The sequence below is a fragment of the Verrucomicrobiia bacterium genome, assembly GCA_026414565.1.
Lineage (GTDB): Bacteria > Verrucomicrobiota > Verrucomicrobiia > Limisphaerales > Fontisphaeraceae > Fontisphaera.
Window position 1 is genome coordinate 36856 of record JAOAIT010000041.1, and the last position, 15116, is coordinate 51971.

General features: G+C 61.2%; 13 protein-coding genes. 10 read left to right on the forward strand and 3 right to left on the reverse strand.

From position 1 onward, the window contains the following. Positions 1-4: 4 nt before the first annotated feature. From N3J91_09475 to N3J91_09520, 10 genes are all read left to right on the forward strand, one after another. Complete coding sequence (locus N3J91_09475) at positions 5-922, forward strand: segregation/condensation protein A (protein MCX8156660.1); 918 nt, start codon at positions 5-7, stop codon at positions 920-922. A 3-nt stretch (positions 923-925) separates the two neighbouring features. After that, on the forward strand, positions 926-1654 hold the full coding sequence (gene scpB, locus N3J91_09480; protein MCX8156661.1) for an SMC-Scp complex subunit ScpB: 729 nt from the start codon (positions 926-928) through the stop codon (positions 1652-1654). 12 nt (positions 1655-1666) lie between these two features. Beyond that, positions 1667-2728 (forward strand): prephenate dehydratase, encoded by a 1062-nt coding sequence (gene pheA, locus N3J91_09485; GenBank protein MCX8156662.1) that lies wholly within the window; start codon positions 1667-1669, stop codon positions 2726-2728. 6 nt (positions 2729-2734) lie between these two features. Beyond that, on the forward strand, positions 2735-3709 hold the full coding sequence (locus tag N3J91_09490) for a KpsF/GutQ family sugar-phosphate isomerase (protein ID MCX8156663.1): 975 nt from the start codon (positions 2735-2737) through the stop codon (positions 3707-3709). Between the two features lie 68 nt (positions 3710-3777). Further along, positions 3778-4485: a prolyl oligopeptidase family serine peptidase gene (locus N3J91_09495; GenBank protein MCX8156664.1), complete on the forward strand. Its 708-nt coding sequence runs from the start codon at positions 3778-3780 to the stop codon at positions 4483-4485. Between the two features lie 37 nt (positions 4486-4522). Continuing rightward, positions 4523-5938 (forward strand): glucuronate isomerase, encoded by a 1416-nt coding sequence (gene uxaC, locus N3J91_09500; GenBank protein MCX8156665.1) that lies wholly within the window; start codon positions 4523-4525, stop codon positions 5936-5938. A gap of 230 nt (positions 5939-6168) precedes the next feature. Next, complete coding sequence (locus tag N3J91_09505) at positions 6169-7308, forward strand: hypothetical protein (GenBank protein MCX8156666.1); 1140 nt, start codon at positions 6169-6171, stop codon at positions 7306-7308. After that, entirely contained in the window at positions 7305-7811 is a 507-nt protein-coding gene (locus tag N3J91_09510) for a Rieske (2Fe-2S) protein (protein MCX8156667.1), read from the forward strand. Before N3J91_09505 ends, N3J91_09510 begins: the two co-directional genes overlap by 4 nt. 23 nt (positions 7812-7834) lie before the next feature. Then, on the forward strand, positions 7835-8905 hold the full coding sequence (locus N3J91_09515; GenBank protein ID MCX8156668.1) for a cytochrome bc complex cytochrome b subunit: 1071 nt from the start codon (positions 7835-7837) through the stop codon (positions 8903-8905). Between the two features lie 15 nt (positions 8906-8920). After that, positions 8921-10315: a cytochrome ubiquinol oxidase subunit I gene (locus N3J91_09520; protein ID MCX8156669.1), complete on the forward strand. Its 1395-nt coding sequence runs from the start codon at positions 8921-8923 to the stop codon at positions 10313-10315. 31 nt (positions 10316-10346) lie between these two features. On the opposite strand, the gene N3J91_09525 is transcribed toward N3J91_09520, so the two are convergent. The 3 genes from N3J91_09525 to mutY all read right to left on the reverse strand — a co-directional run bounded on the left by N3J91_09525 (position 10347) and on the right by mutY (position 15032). Beyond that, positions 10347-12668, reverse strand: coding sequence for a carbohydrate-binding protein (locus N3J91_09525; GenBank protein MCX8156670.1), 2322 nt, complete (start codon positions 12666-12668; stop codon positions 10347-10349). 83 nt (positions 12669-12751) lie between these two features. Then, positions 12752-13753 (reverse strand): lipid A deacylase LpxR family protein, encoded by a 1002-nt coding sequence (locus tag N3J91_09530; protein MCX8156671.1) that lies wholly within the window; start codon positions 13751-13753, stop codon positions 12752-12754. 145 nt (positions 13754-13898) lie between these two features. Beyond that, on the reverse strand, positions 13899-15032 hold the full coding sequence (gene mutY, locus N3J91_09535; protein MCX8156672.1) for an A/G-specific adenine glycosylase: 1134 nt from the start codon (positions 15030-15032) through the stop codon (positions 13899-13901). Positions 15033-15116 lie beyond the last annotated feature (84 nt).

Below are 15116 nucleotides of genomic sequence, written 5' to 3' on the forward strand. Positions count from 1 at the left end.
TTGCATGTCGGATTACCGCGTCAAATTCGAGGTGTTTGAAGGTCCCCTGGACCTCCTTCTCTATTTGATCAAGAAGGAGGAGGTGGACATTTACGAGGTGAACCTGACCAAGTTGGCCACCCAGTTCATTGAATACATCGAATTAATGCGGATGCTGGATTTGGAGGTGGCGGGTGAATTCTTGGTCATGGCCGCCACCCTGATGTATATCAAGAGCCGGGAGCTGCTGCCCAAGGAGCAGCAGGTAACCCCGGAAGGCGAGGAGGACGAGGAGGATCCGCGCTGGGAGCTGATCCGCCAACTGGTGGAATATAAAAAATTCAAGGATGCGGCCGCCCAGTTGCAGCAGTTGGAAATCGCCCGTGAAAACACCTACGTCCGCACGCCGGCGCGCATCGAGATGGAGGCTCCCGCACCGCGGCGGGGCGAGGTCTCCATTTTTGATTTGCTCAACGCCGTCAATGCCGTGCTCAAACGCTTCGCCGAAAGGCAGCAGGCGGCCTCGGAAATCTACGATGATCCATGGACGGTCAGTGAGAAAATTGATTTTCTGCACCAGCGCCTCAAAACAACGCCGGTGTTGCGTTTCTCCGAGCTGTTCGCCGCCGCCCTGACGCGCGCCGAGGTCATTGTCACCTTTCTGGCCCTGCTGGAGCTGGTAAGGCTGCGGGCGGTGCTGATCACGCAAACCGAGGATTTTGGCGAAATTGAAATCGCCCGCGCGCCCGAGCCTGCGCCCCTGGAAGAGGCGGAGGCCTTGAAGGCCAAAGCCGAGGAACTGGCCGTGGCCCCGGATGCCCCCCTGCCGCGGCCCGTCACCGCCACCGAATCGGCCGATGCGCCCACCGTGGTGGTGAAAATCAAACCGCCCGAAACCCCGGGGGCCGAAGCCTCCTCGCCCGTGACGCCCCCCCACCCCTGACGCATGGAACTGAAAGACATCTTAGAAGCCTTGCTGTTCAACGCGCAGAAACCGCTCTCCCCGGCGGAGTTGCGGGCCATTTTACTGGCCGCCGCGGAGCAGGCTGAGGAGCCGGAGACCCGCCCCTTCAAAAAAGTGCCCTTGGAGAATATTGAAACGGCCTTGGCGCAATTGGAACGGGAACACCGGGAAGCGGGACGGACTTTCCGCCTCGTTTGCGTGGCGGGCGCATGGCAGTTTGTGACCCAGCCCGAATTTGCCCCTTGGCTGCGCACGCTGGTGGGACAAAAGATGCGCCCGCCGCGGCTTTCCCAGCCGGCGCTTGAGACCCTCGCCATCATCGCTTACCGCCAGCCGGTGACGCGCGCCGAGGTGGAGCAGGTCCGCGGCGTGGCCGTGGACGGCGTCATGCAAACCCTGCTGGAGCGCGGCCTGGTGGAGCAGGTGGGCCGCGCCGAGGCTCCGGGCCGTCCCGCACTCTACGGCACCACCCCGCAATTCCTGGAATATTTCGGGCTGGCGCGGCTGGAGGATTTGCCGGCGGCGGATGAATTGCGCCGGTTGCCGGTCCCCAAGCCGGAGGCCCTGTTGACGGTGGACCCCGGCCTGGCCACCACCCCCCCCCAACAACTGAGTTTGCCGGTAAACCCCGAGACCCCGGCCCCCGCGCCCGGGCCCGAAGCGCCGCCGTCCCCGTCGCCGGACGCTTCGTCCCCGCCGGAGTCTCCCTAACCGACTGCTGCCATGAGCATTTTGGAACATCGCAAGGCGATTGACCGGCTGGATGAGCAGATCGTCAAGCTGCTCAACGAGCGCACCAGGCACGTCTTGGAAATTGGCAACATCAAGCTCAAGGCGGGCGAGGAGATTTACGCCCCTCATCGCGAGCGGGCGGTGCTGTCCCGTGTCTGCCGCCTCAATCAAGGGCCGTTGACCAATGAATCCTTGCAGGCAATTTACCGGGAAATCATGTCCAGCGCCCTGGCCCTGGAGAAAACCATGGTCATCGCCTATCTGGGGCCGGAAGCCACCTTCACCCATCAGGCGGCCATTCAACGCTTCGGCAGCAGTTTGCATTACGTGCCCCACAAAACCATTGCCGATGTGTTTCAGGAGGTCAGCAAGCTGCGGGCCGATTATGGCGTGGTGCCCGTGGAGAATTCCACCGAGGGCGTGGTCACCCACACGCTGGACATGTTTGTGGAAAGCGACTTGAAAATCGTGGCGCAGATCGTCATGCCCGTCCGCCAGTGCCTCATGGGCAATGTGCGGCGCGAGCAGATCCGCACCCTCTTTGTGCACCCCCAATCCCTGGCCCAATGCCGGGAGTGGATTCAGCGCGAGCTGCCGCGGGTGGAAATCATTGAAACCTCCAGCAACGCCCGCTCGGCCGAGATGGCCGCCAAAACCCCTCAATCCGCCGCCATCGCCGGCACTCTGGCGGCGGAACGTTACAAATTGCGCATCCTGGAATATGACGTGCAGGACAGCGCGGTGAACGTCACCCGCTTCCTGGTCCTGGGCCGCAAGTGCGGTCCGCCCACCGGCAAGGACCGCACCAGCATCATGTTCAGCGTTCGCGATGAGGTGGGCGCGTTGCACCGGGCGTTGACGCCCTTCCGCCAGTACCGCATCAACATGACAAAAATCGAGTCCCGCCCCAGCAAGCGCAAGGCTTGGGAGTACTTTTTCTTTGTGGATTGCGATGGCCACGTGCAGGACCGCAAGGTGGCGCGGGCCATCGAGCAATTGGAATTGCATTGCTCCTTCGTCAAAGTCCTGGGCTCCTACCCCAGCGTGGATTAGCCTGCCATGAAATCGCACCTGGCCCGCGCCCGTGAAGTGTTTGACCTGGAAATGGCCGGCCTGAAGGCCGTGCGGGCGCGTTTGGATGAGGCCTTCGACGCCGTGGTGGAGAAGTTGCTGGAAACCGTGCGTCAACAGGGCAAGGTGGTGGTGGTGGGGGTGGGCAAGTCCGGCATCATCGGGCGCAAAATTGCCGCCACCCTGGCCAGCACCGGGGTGACCAGTGTCGTCCTCGACAGCGTGGACGCGGCGCATGGCGACGTGGGCATTTTGAACGATGGCGACGTGGTGCTCATGCTCAGCTATTCCGGCGAATCAGAAGAATTAATCCATCTCCTGCCCGCCATCAAACGCTTCAACGTTTCCCTCGTGGCCGTTACCGGCTATCCCCATTCCAGCGTGGGACGGCATGCGCACCTGGTGCTCAATGTGCACGTGCCCAAGGAGGCCTGCCCCTTCAACCTGGCTCCCACCACCAGCACCACCGCCATGCTGGTATTGGGAGACGCCCTGGCGATGGCCCTGCTGGACGCCCGCGGGTTGAAACGCACTGATTTTGCCCGCTACCATCCCGCCGGTGCCATCGGCCGCGCCCTGTTGTTGAAGGTAGGCGACATCATGCGTACCGGCGAGCGTCATCCCATTGCCCGCGAAACCACCACCGTGCGCGAAGGCTTGTTGCTGATGACCCGGGCCAAGGCGGGCTGTCTGACCATCATCAATCGCCACGGCAAACTGGCGGGGGTCTTCACTGATGGCGATCTGCGCCGGCACATGGCCGACAATCCGCAGGTGCTTGATCGCCCGCTCCGCGAGGTGATGACCCCCCATCCCGTATGTGTGCGCGAGGACGCCCTGGCCGCTGAAGCCTTGAAAATTTTCAATGAACGCCGTATAGACGATCTGGTGGTCATCAACGCCCGCCGCGAGCCGGTGGGCCTGGTGGATTCCCAGGATTTGCCGCGCATGAAACTCATGTAACCCACTACACATCTATGCCCATGAAACACTCCCTCCTCTGGCCCGCGCTGATGGCCGCAGTTTTAATTATGGCACCCCGCACCGCTCAAGCCCAGAAGGCTGGCACGCAAACCCCGCAACGTTTTGCGGCCACCATCACCCGCGAAGTTCACCTCCAATACCTCCTGTACCTGCCCAAGGACTACACGGAGGATGCCGCCCGGCGCTGGCCGTTGTTGCTTTTCCTGCATGGCGCCGGCGAGCGGGGCTCGGACCTGAATAAAGTCGCCGTACACGGCCCCCCCAAGCTCATCCGTCAGGGCACCAACTTCCCCTTTATTGTGGTTTCCCCGCAATGCCCCACAGACGAACGCTGGCGGCCCGAGGAATTGATCCGGCTGCTGGACCATGTCTGCTTTCACTACGCCGTGGATACCAACCGCATTTATCTCACCGGCCTGAGCATGGGCGGCTTTGGCTCCTGGAGCCTGGCCTCGTTGTACCCGGAGCGCTTTGCCGCCGTGGCCCCCATCTGCGGCGGGGGCGAGGTCATTGATGTCCTCTTGGCCCCCCCCAAACGGCGCGAGGCCTTAAAAAACTTGGGCATCTGGGCTTTTCACGGCGCCAAGGATCCCGTGGTCCCGCTCTCGGAATCCGAGCGCATGGTGGGGGCCTTCAAGCGCGCCGGTTGTCAGGAAGTCGAGTTGACGGTTTATCCCGAAGCCCAGCACGATTCGTGGACGGAAACCTACGCGAATCCCAAATTGTACGAGTGGTTGCTCAAGCACTCGCGCTGAGGGCCGCGCCCCATGCGCCAGGGACACCGCTTGACTTATGTCCTTCATCACTGACGATTTCCTGTTACAGACCAAAACGGCCCGGCGGCTTTATCACGAATTCGCCGCGCCGCAGCCCATCCTCGACTACCACTGTCATCTGCCCCCCAAGGACGTGGCCGAGAACCGCCAGTTTCAGAACCTGTTTGAAATCTGGCTGGAGGGCGACCACTACAAATGGCGTGCCATGCGCGCCAATGGCGTGCCGGAGCGGTTGATTACGGGCGATGCTCCCCCCTACGAAAAATTCCTCGCCTGGGCGAAGACCGTCCCGCATACCCTGCGCAATCCGCTCTATCATTGGACACACCTGGAGCTGCGCCGTTATTTCGGCATTCGCGAGCTGCTGGATGAGACCACCGCCCCCAAAATCTGGCAGCGGGCCAACGCACAGCTCGCCCGGCCGGAATTTTCCGCGCAGGGCATTTTGCAAAAGTTCAAAGTGGTGGCGGTTTGCACCACCGACGACCCGGCGGATGATTTGCGCTATCATCAGGCCCTGGCCCGCACCAGCCTCCCCTGCAAGGTGTATCCCACCTTCCGTCCGGACAAGGCGCTCATGGTGCACCGGCCCGACGTGCTCCAGCCATGGCTGGCGCAACTGGAAAAGGTCAGTAACACCGACATCCGCAATCTGGACGGCCTCTTGACGGCTCTGAAAAAGCGTCACGACTTTTTCCACGCCCTGGGGGGCCGCCTGTCGGACCACGGCCTGGAGCGGTGCTACGATGCTTTCATCGCCGAGCGCCGCGCCGCGGCCATCTTTGCCAAAGCCCGTGCCGGGCGTCCTGTGACCCTGGAGGAGCAATTCCAGTTTGCCAGCTTTATGATGCTCCAGTTCGGTTACTGGGATGCCGAGAAGGGCTGGACCAAACAGTTGCACATTGGCGCCCAGCGCAATAACAACACCCGCCTCTTCCGCCAGCTCGGCCCCGATACCGGTTTCGATTCCATCGGCGACTGGCCCCAGGCGCGCGCCTTGGCCAATTATCTGGACCGCCTGGACCAGGAAAACCGCCTGCCCAAGATGGTGCTGTACAACCTCAATCCTGCGGCCAACTACGTCTTCGGCACCATGATCGGCAACTTCCAGGACGGCAGCGTCCCCGGCAAGATCCAGTGGGGCAGCGGGTGGTGGTTCCTCGATCAGAAGGAGGGCATGGAATGGCAGCTCAATGCCTTGTCCAACCTGGGACTCCTCTCCCGTTTCATCGGGATGTTGACCGACTCGCGCTCCTTCATGAGCTACCCGCGCCATGAGTATTTCCGGCGCACGCTGTGCAACCTGCTGGGGCGGGATGTGGAAAACGGCGAGCTGCCCGATGACGATGCCCTGCTGGGGCCGCTGGTGCAGAACATTTGTTTTACAAATGCCTTGAACTTTTTGGGGCTGCCGGCGGTGGGCCGGGCATAAACGATGGGATGTCTTTGATGGGTGTGCATAGGCGGGGCCGGCGTGTCGTCGGCTCAAGAAGCAAATAAAATTGTATTTATTAGTAAAGCTAAAATCTTAATAATATTTTTGCGTTGGCTAAAATGTTATTATATTTGCCGCAACGTCATGCAAATGACTAATCGCCCAATGCGCATGATTCGTCGGCCTAACTTGGTGGCCTTTTGGGCCAGCCCTTCCTCCTTTGTCCTATGATGAATGCCATTCCCGCCATGGATCCCATCCCGCTGCCCGCGCCGGTGTGGCTCTTCAAACTGCTGCACATCCTGACGCTGGCCCTGCACTTCGTCACCGTGGAGATGCTGCTGGGCGGCCTGCTGGTGGCGGCCTGGCTTAATTTCCTGGGCACCCGCGGCGGCCCGCTGGCGGGGGCGCGGCTGACCGCCGGGGCGGCGCTGGCCAAACGCCTGCCGATCGTGATGACCTATGTCATCAATTTGGGGGTGCCCCCCCTCCTTTTTGCCCAGGTGCTTTATGGACGGGCCTTGTACACCAGCAGCGTCCTCATTGGGGCCTGGTGGATAGCCGTCATCTTCCTGCTCATGGGCAGTTACTGGCTGCTGTATCGCTTTGCGGGGCGTGCCCAGGCGGGGCAGGCGGGCTGGATGGGCGCCCTGCTGGCATGGCTCATGGCGGGCATGATTGCCAAAATCTACTCCACCAACATGACCCTTATGCTGCGGCCGGACGTGTGGGTCTCCATGTATTCCACCAGCGCCCACGGCACCCTGTTACCGCCGCATGATCCCACCTTGATGCCGCGCTGGTTGTACATGCTGACGGGCGGCTTTGCGGTGGCAGGCCTGTGGATGATCTGGCTGGCCGCCAACCGCAACATCGCCGACGAGGCGCGCAATTATCTGGCGGTGCGCGGCGGGGCCTTGGCTGCGGTGGGCGGGCTGGCCCTGGCGCTTCTGGGCCTGTGGGTTTTGCGCGCGCAACCCGAGGCCGTCCGGCAGGGGTTGAGCCAGTCCGGTCTGATGCAGGGCGCGCAAATCGGCTGGATGTTGGGGCTGGTGTTGATTTTGGCTGCGGGCCTGTGGAGTCTGCTGGCGCGGCCCCTGTCGCGCCTGGCGGGCACACTTGCTGCGGTGGGCGCGGTGGTGTGCATCGGTGGCATGACGGTGGTGCGGGACGGCATTCGCGATCTGAGCCTGGCGGCCAAGGGCTTCGCCATTCAAGGGGTGGACTTGTGGCAGCGGGCCACCCATGTGAATTGGGGGGTGCTAATTCTGTTCTTTGTCACTTTTGTCATCGGGCTGGCGCTGGTGGGCTGGCTCATTTCCGTGGTGTTGCGGGCCAAACCTGTAACTGAAAAGGTGAACGTATGAGTTCCTCCAAGGATTTTCCAGCGGACAACCCCTCCATGGCCGCCACGCCGGGGGCCTCGGGCGAGGCCGTGGACCGGCGCGTTTTCATCGGTGCCGCCATGGGCGGGGTGGGACTTTGTTATTTGGCCGCCATCGGTTATCCGGTTTATCGCTACCTGGCCTCCCCCGTGGAACGGGCCGAAGCCCAGGCGGCAGTGACAGAAGTAACGTTGCCCGAGGCGCACAAACTGCCGCGCAAGAGTGCGTTGATGTTCAAGTTTGGGCCGTTCACGGCTTTGTTAATCCACCATGAGGATGGCACCTGGAGCGCCTTCAATGCCAAGTGCACGCATCTGGGCTGCACCGTGAAATACGAGCCGCACCACAACCGCATTTTTTGCGAGTGCCATGGCGGCATTTACGATGCCAAAAGTGGGGCCAACACTGGCGGCCCGCCGCCGCGCCCCCTGCAGGTGTATCAGGTCAAGGTGTCGGAATCTGGCGTGGTGGTATCCAAGAGCTGAGGAGCCGCACTATGAAATCTCGCATGGCTGCACTTTACGGTTGGTTGGATGAACGCCTGGGGCTGGAGGAGCTGCTGGAGTTTGCCCGCCACAAAACAGTGCCGGTCCACAAGCATACCTTCTGGTATTATTGGGGCGGCATTTCCTTGTTTTTCTTCATGGTCCAGCTCTTCACCGGCGTCTTGCTGCTGGTCTATTACCGCCCCGGGCCGGAGGCGTATGACTCGGTCCGGCAAATCACCTACGACATCAATTTTGGCTGGCTCATCCGCAGCACCCATTCCTGGGCGGCCAATCTGATGTTGGTGGCCATCTTTGTGCACATGTTCAGCGTCTTTTTCATGAAGGCTTACCGCAAGCCGCGCGAATTCGGTTGGTGGAGCGGCCTGGCGCTGCTGCTCATGACCATGTTGTTTGGGTTCAGCGGTTACCTGCTGCCCATGGACGAGCTGGCCTTTTTTGCCACCAAAATTGGCCTAGAAATGCCGGAGAAAATCCCCTGGATTGGCCCCAAGATTGCCAGCCTTTTGCGGGGCGGCCTCGAGGTGAACGAATTCACGGTACAGCGTTTCTTTGCCCTGCATGTGGTGATTCTCCCGCTGCTTTTCCTGCCGTTGCTGGGCTTTCACTTGTGGCTGGTGCAGAAACATGGCAACGCCCTGCCACCCTCCGAGGAGGCCAAACCCGCGGAGCAGCGGCGCTCGATGCCGTTTTTCCCGAATTTTCTCGCCAAGGATCTGGCCATGTGGCTCATCGCGCTGAACGTGCTCGCCGTGCTCGCCGCCTTGTTCCCCTGGCAGTTGGGCGAGCAGGCCGATCCCACCAAGGCCCCTCCGCCGGGCATTCATCCGGAATGGTATTTCATGAGCATGTTTTATGTGCTGGAACTTTTCCAGGGCACCTGGGGACTGGCCTTGAGCATGGGCATCTTTACCTTGGGATTGGTGCTGTGGATGCTGATTCCCTTTTTTGACCCCGACAGCCGCAACGGAAAACGCGCCCGCCAGGCCACCTGGTTTGGCCTGTTGGTGGTGTTCATTCTCACTCTCACCACCATCCTGGGCTATTGGGGCGTCTATGGCAAAGGCCACTAACCTCTGGAGCGTATTATGAATTATCCATTTTGGGATGTGCCACACATCGGCAGCGGGTGGGTGATCGGCCTCATTGCGATCTTCCACGTCATGATCTCGCATTTCGCCGTCGGCGGCGGCTTTTACCTGGTGCTCGCTGAACGCAAGGCCCTGCGCGAAAACCGTCAGGACTGGCTGGAGATTCTGCGCGGCCACGCCAAATTCTTCCTGATCCTGACCGGCGTTTTTGGCGCGGCCTCCGGCGTGGGTATCTGGTTTGCCATCGGCCTGGCGCACCCTGAGGCCACCAGCACGCTCATTCACAATTTCGTTTTCGGCTGGGCCATTGAATGGGTGTTCTTCATGGTCGAGCTGACCACGGCAGCCGTCTATTACTACACCTACGGCCGCATTTCCAACGAATTGCACCTGAAAGTGGGCTGGCTTTATGCCGTGGCCTCCTTTTTGACGTTGGTCATCATCAACGGCATCCTCACTTTCATGCTCACCCCGGGACAGGCCTGGCTCAATCACGCCCTGACCGGCCGCGAGGCGGACTTTTTCTGGCAGGCCTTCTTTAACCCCACCTACTGGCCCAGCCTCGTCTTGCGCACGCTGGTTTGTGTCTCCCTGGCCGGTATCTGGGCGTTGGTGACGTGCAGCCGTCTGGACGGGGAGACTCACGGAAACTTGAAGACGGAGCTGGTGCGGTGGAGCGCCAAGTGGCTCATTCCCTCCTTTTTCCTGATGCCGCTGGTCATGGTGTGGTACCTGCTGGCGGTGCCGGAGACGCAGCGCGAGCTGCTCAAGCTGGGCATCTCCACCATCGGCTCGGGCGCGTTCACCCAGGTGACTCGTGTGGGACTGGTCATCATCATGGCCTCGGCCACCATTGTGCTGGTGGTGTACTTCCTGGCATGGCGGTCACCCAAGGATTTTACCTTCAGCCACGCGGTGGCGGTCTTGTTGCTTGGCCTGGTGGCCACCGGCGCGGGCGAGTACACCCGGGAAACCCTGCGCAAGCCTTACGTGGTGGGGCAACACATGTACTCCAACGGCGTGCGGGTCAAATGGGTCGAGAAATACAACAAAGAAGGCTACCTAAAAAACAGCCCATGGGTGCGGCAGGATCCTGCTCTCCCACCGGCCCTGGCGGTGGGTGAAGCCATGTTTCGCGGCCAGTGCATGAGCTGCCACACCCGCGATGCCTATCGCTCCATGGAACGCCTCCTGGCCGGGCGCAACCGGGAGTCCATCGGCAACGTCCTGAAAATTCTCCACGAAAACGGCGAGCCATACCGGCGCTACATGCCGCCCCTGGTGGGGACGGAAGATGAAATCAAAGCCCTGGGCGATTATTTGCTGACGCTGGCCAAGCCCGCCGCGCCGGCCACCAATGCCGCCCCGGCGGCGCTTGCCAGCAAGCCTTGATTCCAGTGCCCCTCGGTGGGCTGTCCGTTTCTCACCAAACCCGTAACCGCAGCGGGCCGCCGCCGGGCTTCTCAAAGGGGCCGGGCGTGGGGGAGGAAGGGCTGCGCTTTTTGCCAAAATAGTCCACGTCAATCTTCAAAGGTGAGCCGTCGGGATTGACATACGGTTCATTAGGGACCCTGGCGCGGCCCAATAATTCCGAGCTTACCAAACCTGCTCCCGCACGGGCCAATGCCGAACCGGGGGCAAAATGCAGGAAGAAGCGTCCCTGTTGCTCTTCCAACTTCAAATGCGGATTTAGATTCGTCAGCACCAGCGGATATTTCTCGGCCTGCGTTGGCTCTGCGCCGTGCAAATATACGTTGCCGGCGGCGTACGTGGGAAATTCGCGTCCGTCGTACCCCCACAAACCGTGGCTGACAACCCAGCGCAGCTCCTTGAGGTTGCCGCGGCGCTCCGGGGGCGTGATTTGGCCGGGGCCGACGAAGATGTTGTTGTAAAACCGGTTGTCGCCGCCGGTGGTTTTAGCCAGCCCCGCCACGGCCGTAGTATGGTTGCGGTGGTAAGGCGTGTCGCGGGAAGGCTCCGGCCGGTTGCTGATGTGGCCACTAAAAAGATTGTGCACATAGGCTCCCCCTTCAGACATGTCGAGCAGATTGCGATTGGACAAAAAGATGTTGTTGTCCACCAGGAAAGGCCCGTGATTCACCTCCATGAACACATCCTCCCAGGCGTTGTCGTGGAACAGATTTTGGGTCACTCGCGTGCCCTGGGCCATCCAGTCCAGCCACAGGCCGCGGCAGGTGCGGTAGATGTGATTGCGGCGGATGACCGTATCAATGGCGCCATGAAATTTGATCCCGGCCATTTCGGCGCCCGTGAACAGCTCGCGGACATGAATGTCATGAATGACATTGTCAGTCACCGTGCAAAAAGCGGAGCCCAGGCTGCCCACAATGGCGGTCTGCTCACAATGCGAGATGTGGTTGCTGCGCACCACGTGATGGCCAATATGTTCACGCGTCCAGGGGATGGGATGCGCATGGGCGCGTTTGATGGTTTCTACGTAACCTTCGGCCGTATCGGCAGATGTATTATCATACTTGTCGCCGTGTTTGCCCAGGGCGATGCCGGAGCAGATGGAATGGCTGATGATGTTGTTTTCTATAATCCAGCCCTTGCTCCAGTGGGTGCCAATCAGCCCCACCTGCTCGGCAGTGGGCGGCGCCCAGGGAGTGGCGGCATGACGCATGACAAACCCTCGCACCGTGATGTAGTTGCGTCCCGGTTGGTCAGGGTAAAATACTGTGCGCCGCACATTGATTTCCACCAGCTCCTCGTTGGGATTGACGCGCGGAAACTGCGCAAACAGGGTGGTGTGCGTTTCATTTACCTGCCCAAACCACAACGGGGCCGACAGGGGGGCGGGCTGCAGACCTTTGAAGACGAAGTACACCGTCTGGCGGCCGCTCAGCGGCAGGACGCGCGCCGTGAAGGTCTCCCAGCCCTGCCAGTCGCCGGTGTGGGGGATGACAACGCGCCCCACCTGCGGGCCGTCAGGGCGGTCTAAATGGAATTCAATGAGGCCCCCTTGCGCCGCGGAAGCCCCGCGCACTTCGAGGCTTTCGGTGCGGGCGCCAAAGTCCACGTTGTCAAAACGCAGCCAGTGCCCATGCTCAATAAAACCCACGCAGTCCCCACCCTCGCTGCAGGGGGCGTTTTGCGTGCCTTTTTTGGCGCTGTAGCGGGTGGCAGGCACGCAGTCACCGGCCCCCTGGTTGGGCACAGGCCGAAACCAGGCCACATTGAGCAGATAACCTTGGCGGGCACGCTGCAACCAGGCGGGGGTCTCGCCGGCGGGCAGGAACAAATCATCCAATTGCGCGGCTTCAATGAGCCAGTCCCCGTTCAAATACACCGCCCCGGTATGATGCACGCGGCCTTTGGGGTTGAACCAGTCGCCGCGGATAACATCGCGGTAGGGGTTAAAGTCCCCAAACAAAGCATTGGGCAGGGTTACTTTCCAGACATCGTTGGAGACGCGCACCCAGTTTTTAATCACCTCCGAGCCTTTAATTTCCACGCGCTCCCCTTTTGCTGCCTGGAAGGTAATGCGCTGGCGATCCGAGGTGCCGCCCCGCGGCGGGTTGATCCGCTCGCGGTACGTGCCGGCATGGACGGTAACCGTATCCCCGGGCTGGGCGGCCGCGGCGGCGCGTTGAATGGTGCGGAAAGGCTTGGCTCGCGTGCCCGGTGCCTGGTCGTCGCCGTCGGGGGCAACATGGTATTCGGCGCCAAACGCCGCAGCCAGGCCTGCACACAAAGACAATAGAAGTATGAGCGCTGGTTTCATGTGATGACGGCATCGAAGTAATCCCAAATGCCGCCGGGGTCAAGCCGGCAAATCCATCGGGCCGGGCGGAGGGAGGGCGTTAATTAGAAACTGTAGCTGAGCGTGAGGGCGCCGAATTCGGTATAATTGTTCTGCCCCTTGAATTCTTTGCCCCAGAAAACGTAGGTGAAAGCAGCTTGAACGCCCCGGTAATAAAAGGCCATGCCCACTTCGGCCACCGGCACCATCCATTCCTTGTCCACGCTGCGGCTGTCGCGCCAGGTATTGCCATCCAGGGTGATGTCCCGCGCCACCAGGTTCACATTGCCTCCCCCAAACCAATACACGCCCCACCGGGGGCTGCCCGCTTCCCGGGGCTGCCGCGGCGGCGGCAAATGCACCATGCCCCGCATGAGGGTGGTGCCAAAATCATCTGGAACGCGATAACCAAAGCGCAACTGGGCGCCCACCTGGCCCTGGATCAACACATTGCCCAGCATGGCGTTGGCAATGGGAAGCGCCTCGACGCTGAACCCCCGGGACTCACCCCACAGGGCATATTTGCGGCGGTGCTCATAAACCAGATTCAAAATGGGTTCATTGCGGAGCTGGTATTCCCAGCCTTGGGGCTGCTTGCTGTCCACCAGGTCGTGCACGAACTTTTGCGTTTCCTCAGCCAGGGACCACGGCCCCACCACGCCCGTGATCAACTTGAGGCCGTGGTAGAGATGATCCCGTTCCACGTGGAGCGACAGCCCGGCAAACAGCAGGCCGGCGTAGGGCCGGTCATTGGGGTCAGGCACGGCAAGGGAAGTATCGGCGGGCGTCACCATGATCTGGCCCAGCTCGTAACTCACCGTCCGCCTCCCCTCGCCCCATGGCAGCCGGTCCATCAGAGGATCCAGCCAACTGCGGCCACTGTGGGAAAGGGACAGGGCAATGCCGTCGGTATAAAAACGATCCGCTCCCGCAAAGGTGTCGTTCTCCCAGCGCAGGGAAAAAGTCCATTGGCGAGGCGCCTCGGTAGGAGCGGGCGCCGCCGCCCAGCCGTCCACGCCCGGCCAGAGCAGCGCCAGGCATGCACCTGTGATGCAGCGCAGCTTCATATCCTCTCCATCATTTGTTGGACGCTCATTTCAGCCGTCTGAGAATTGCCGCCTTACGCATTCTTATCTTAATAGAACCACCAGTTGGTTGAAAGTTACAAGCAGCCGGCCTCGCCCATCAAGCGGCGGCTGCTTGCAAAAGTCTTTAGATCCCCCGGGCCAGACGCCGGTGCACTGCGGGCATGGGCAGCCGGTTCAGTTCGGTGCGGGTGATCCACCGGGCTCGCTCATCCCTTGGGGGCAGGGGCAGGGCCTTGGCCCGCCAGACACGCATCTCATAACGATGGCATGTGATGTTATGCCGATAGGTGCCAGCGGCGCGCAAGTCGTGGGCCGTGACGCCCAGCTTCCGGCGTAGCCATTGAACGAGTCTCCGTCGTTCTGCGGCCTTATCTACCCCTTCATTGGCTTCCGCCGGAAGTTCGTAGGCGGGAAATTCCCACAAGTTGCCATTGACACCCTCAGCGGGTCTTTGCCGCACCAAAATTTGATTTCCCGCTTCCACCACGGCGGCCAGGGTAATCCGTTTAATAACCGCTGCCCGCCGCTCCCTGACGGGCAGTTGGTGTGTTTGCTGATGCGTGCAGGCAAAACAGCCCCCGCGCAACGGACAGGCATCACAACGGGGTTGCCGGGGAGTGCAAATGACGGCCCCCAGCTCCATCAGAGCCTGGTTGAGGGCGGAGCAGGCGCGTGGAAACAAGTGCGGTTTTTTTTGTCCGCTCTCCGCCGCCAGTTGGACCCAGGCTTCCGCCAAAGCCCAAAGTTGCTTTTGGGCTGCGGCGGTGCCTGGATTTTGGTGGAAGCCGTGAAAGCGGCAAAGCACCCGTTGCACGTTGCCATCGAGGATTGGCGCCGGTTGATTGAAGGCAATGCTCAGCACGGCGCCCGCGGTGTAACGCCCAACGCCGGGCAGCTCCAGCCAACCGGCCGGCGTGGTGGGAAATTGACCTTGATGTTGCTCAACGAGCTGCCGTGCCGCGGCTTGCAGGTGGCGGGCCCGGCGGTAGTAACCCAGCCCTTCCCAAAGTTTCAACACCTTTTGCGCGGAGGCCTCAGCCAGAGCCTGCACCGTGGGCAGCTCGCGCATCCAGCGTTCCCAGTAGGGAATGACGATGGCCACCTGCGTTTGTTGGAGCATGACTTCCGAAATCCAAATCGCATAAGGATCGGTGGTGCGTCGCCAGGGCAGGGGACGGGCTTCCCGCGCAAACCACTTCAGCAAAGCCCGCACCCAGCGGGTTGAGGGTGGCGCAAGGCGATTTGTCGGACCACGCATGGAGCAAAAAGTAGCTGTTTTCCCCGTTCGCGCAGCAGGAATTATCGCCGGTGCGGCCCGGGGGGGGAGTTGGAGCTTGTCGGT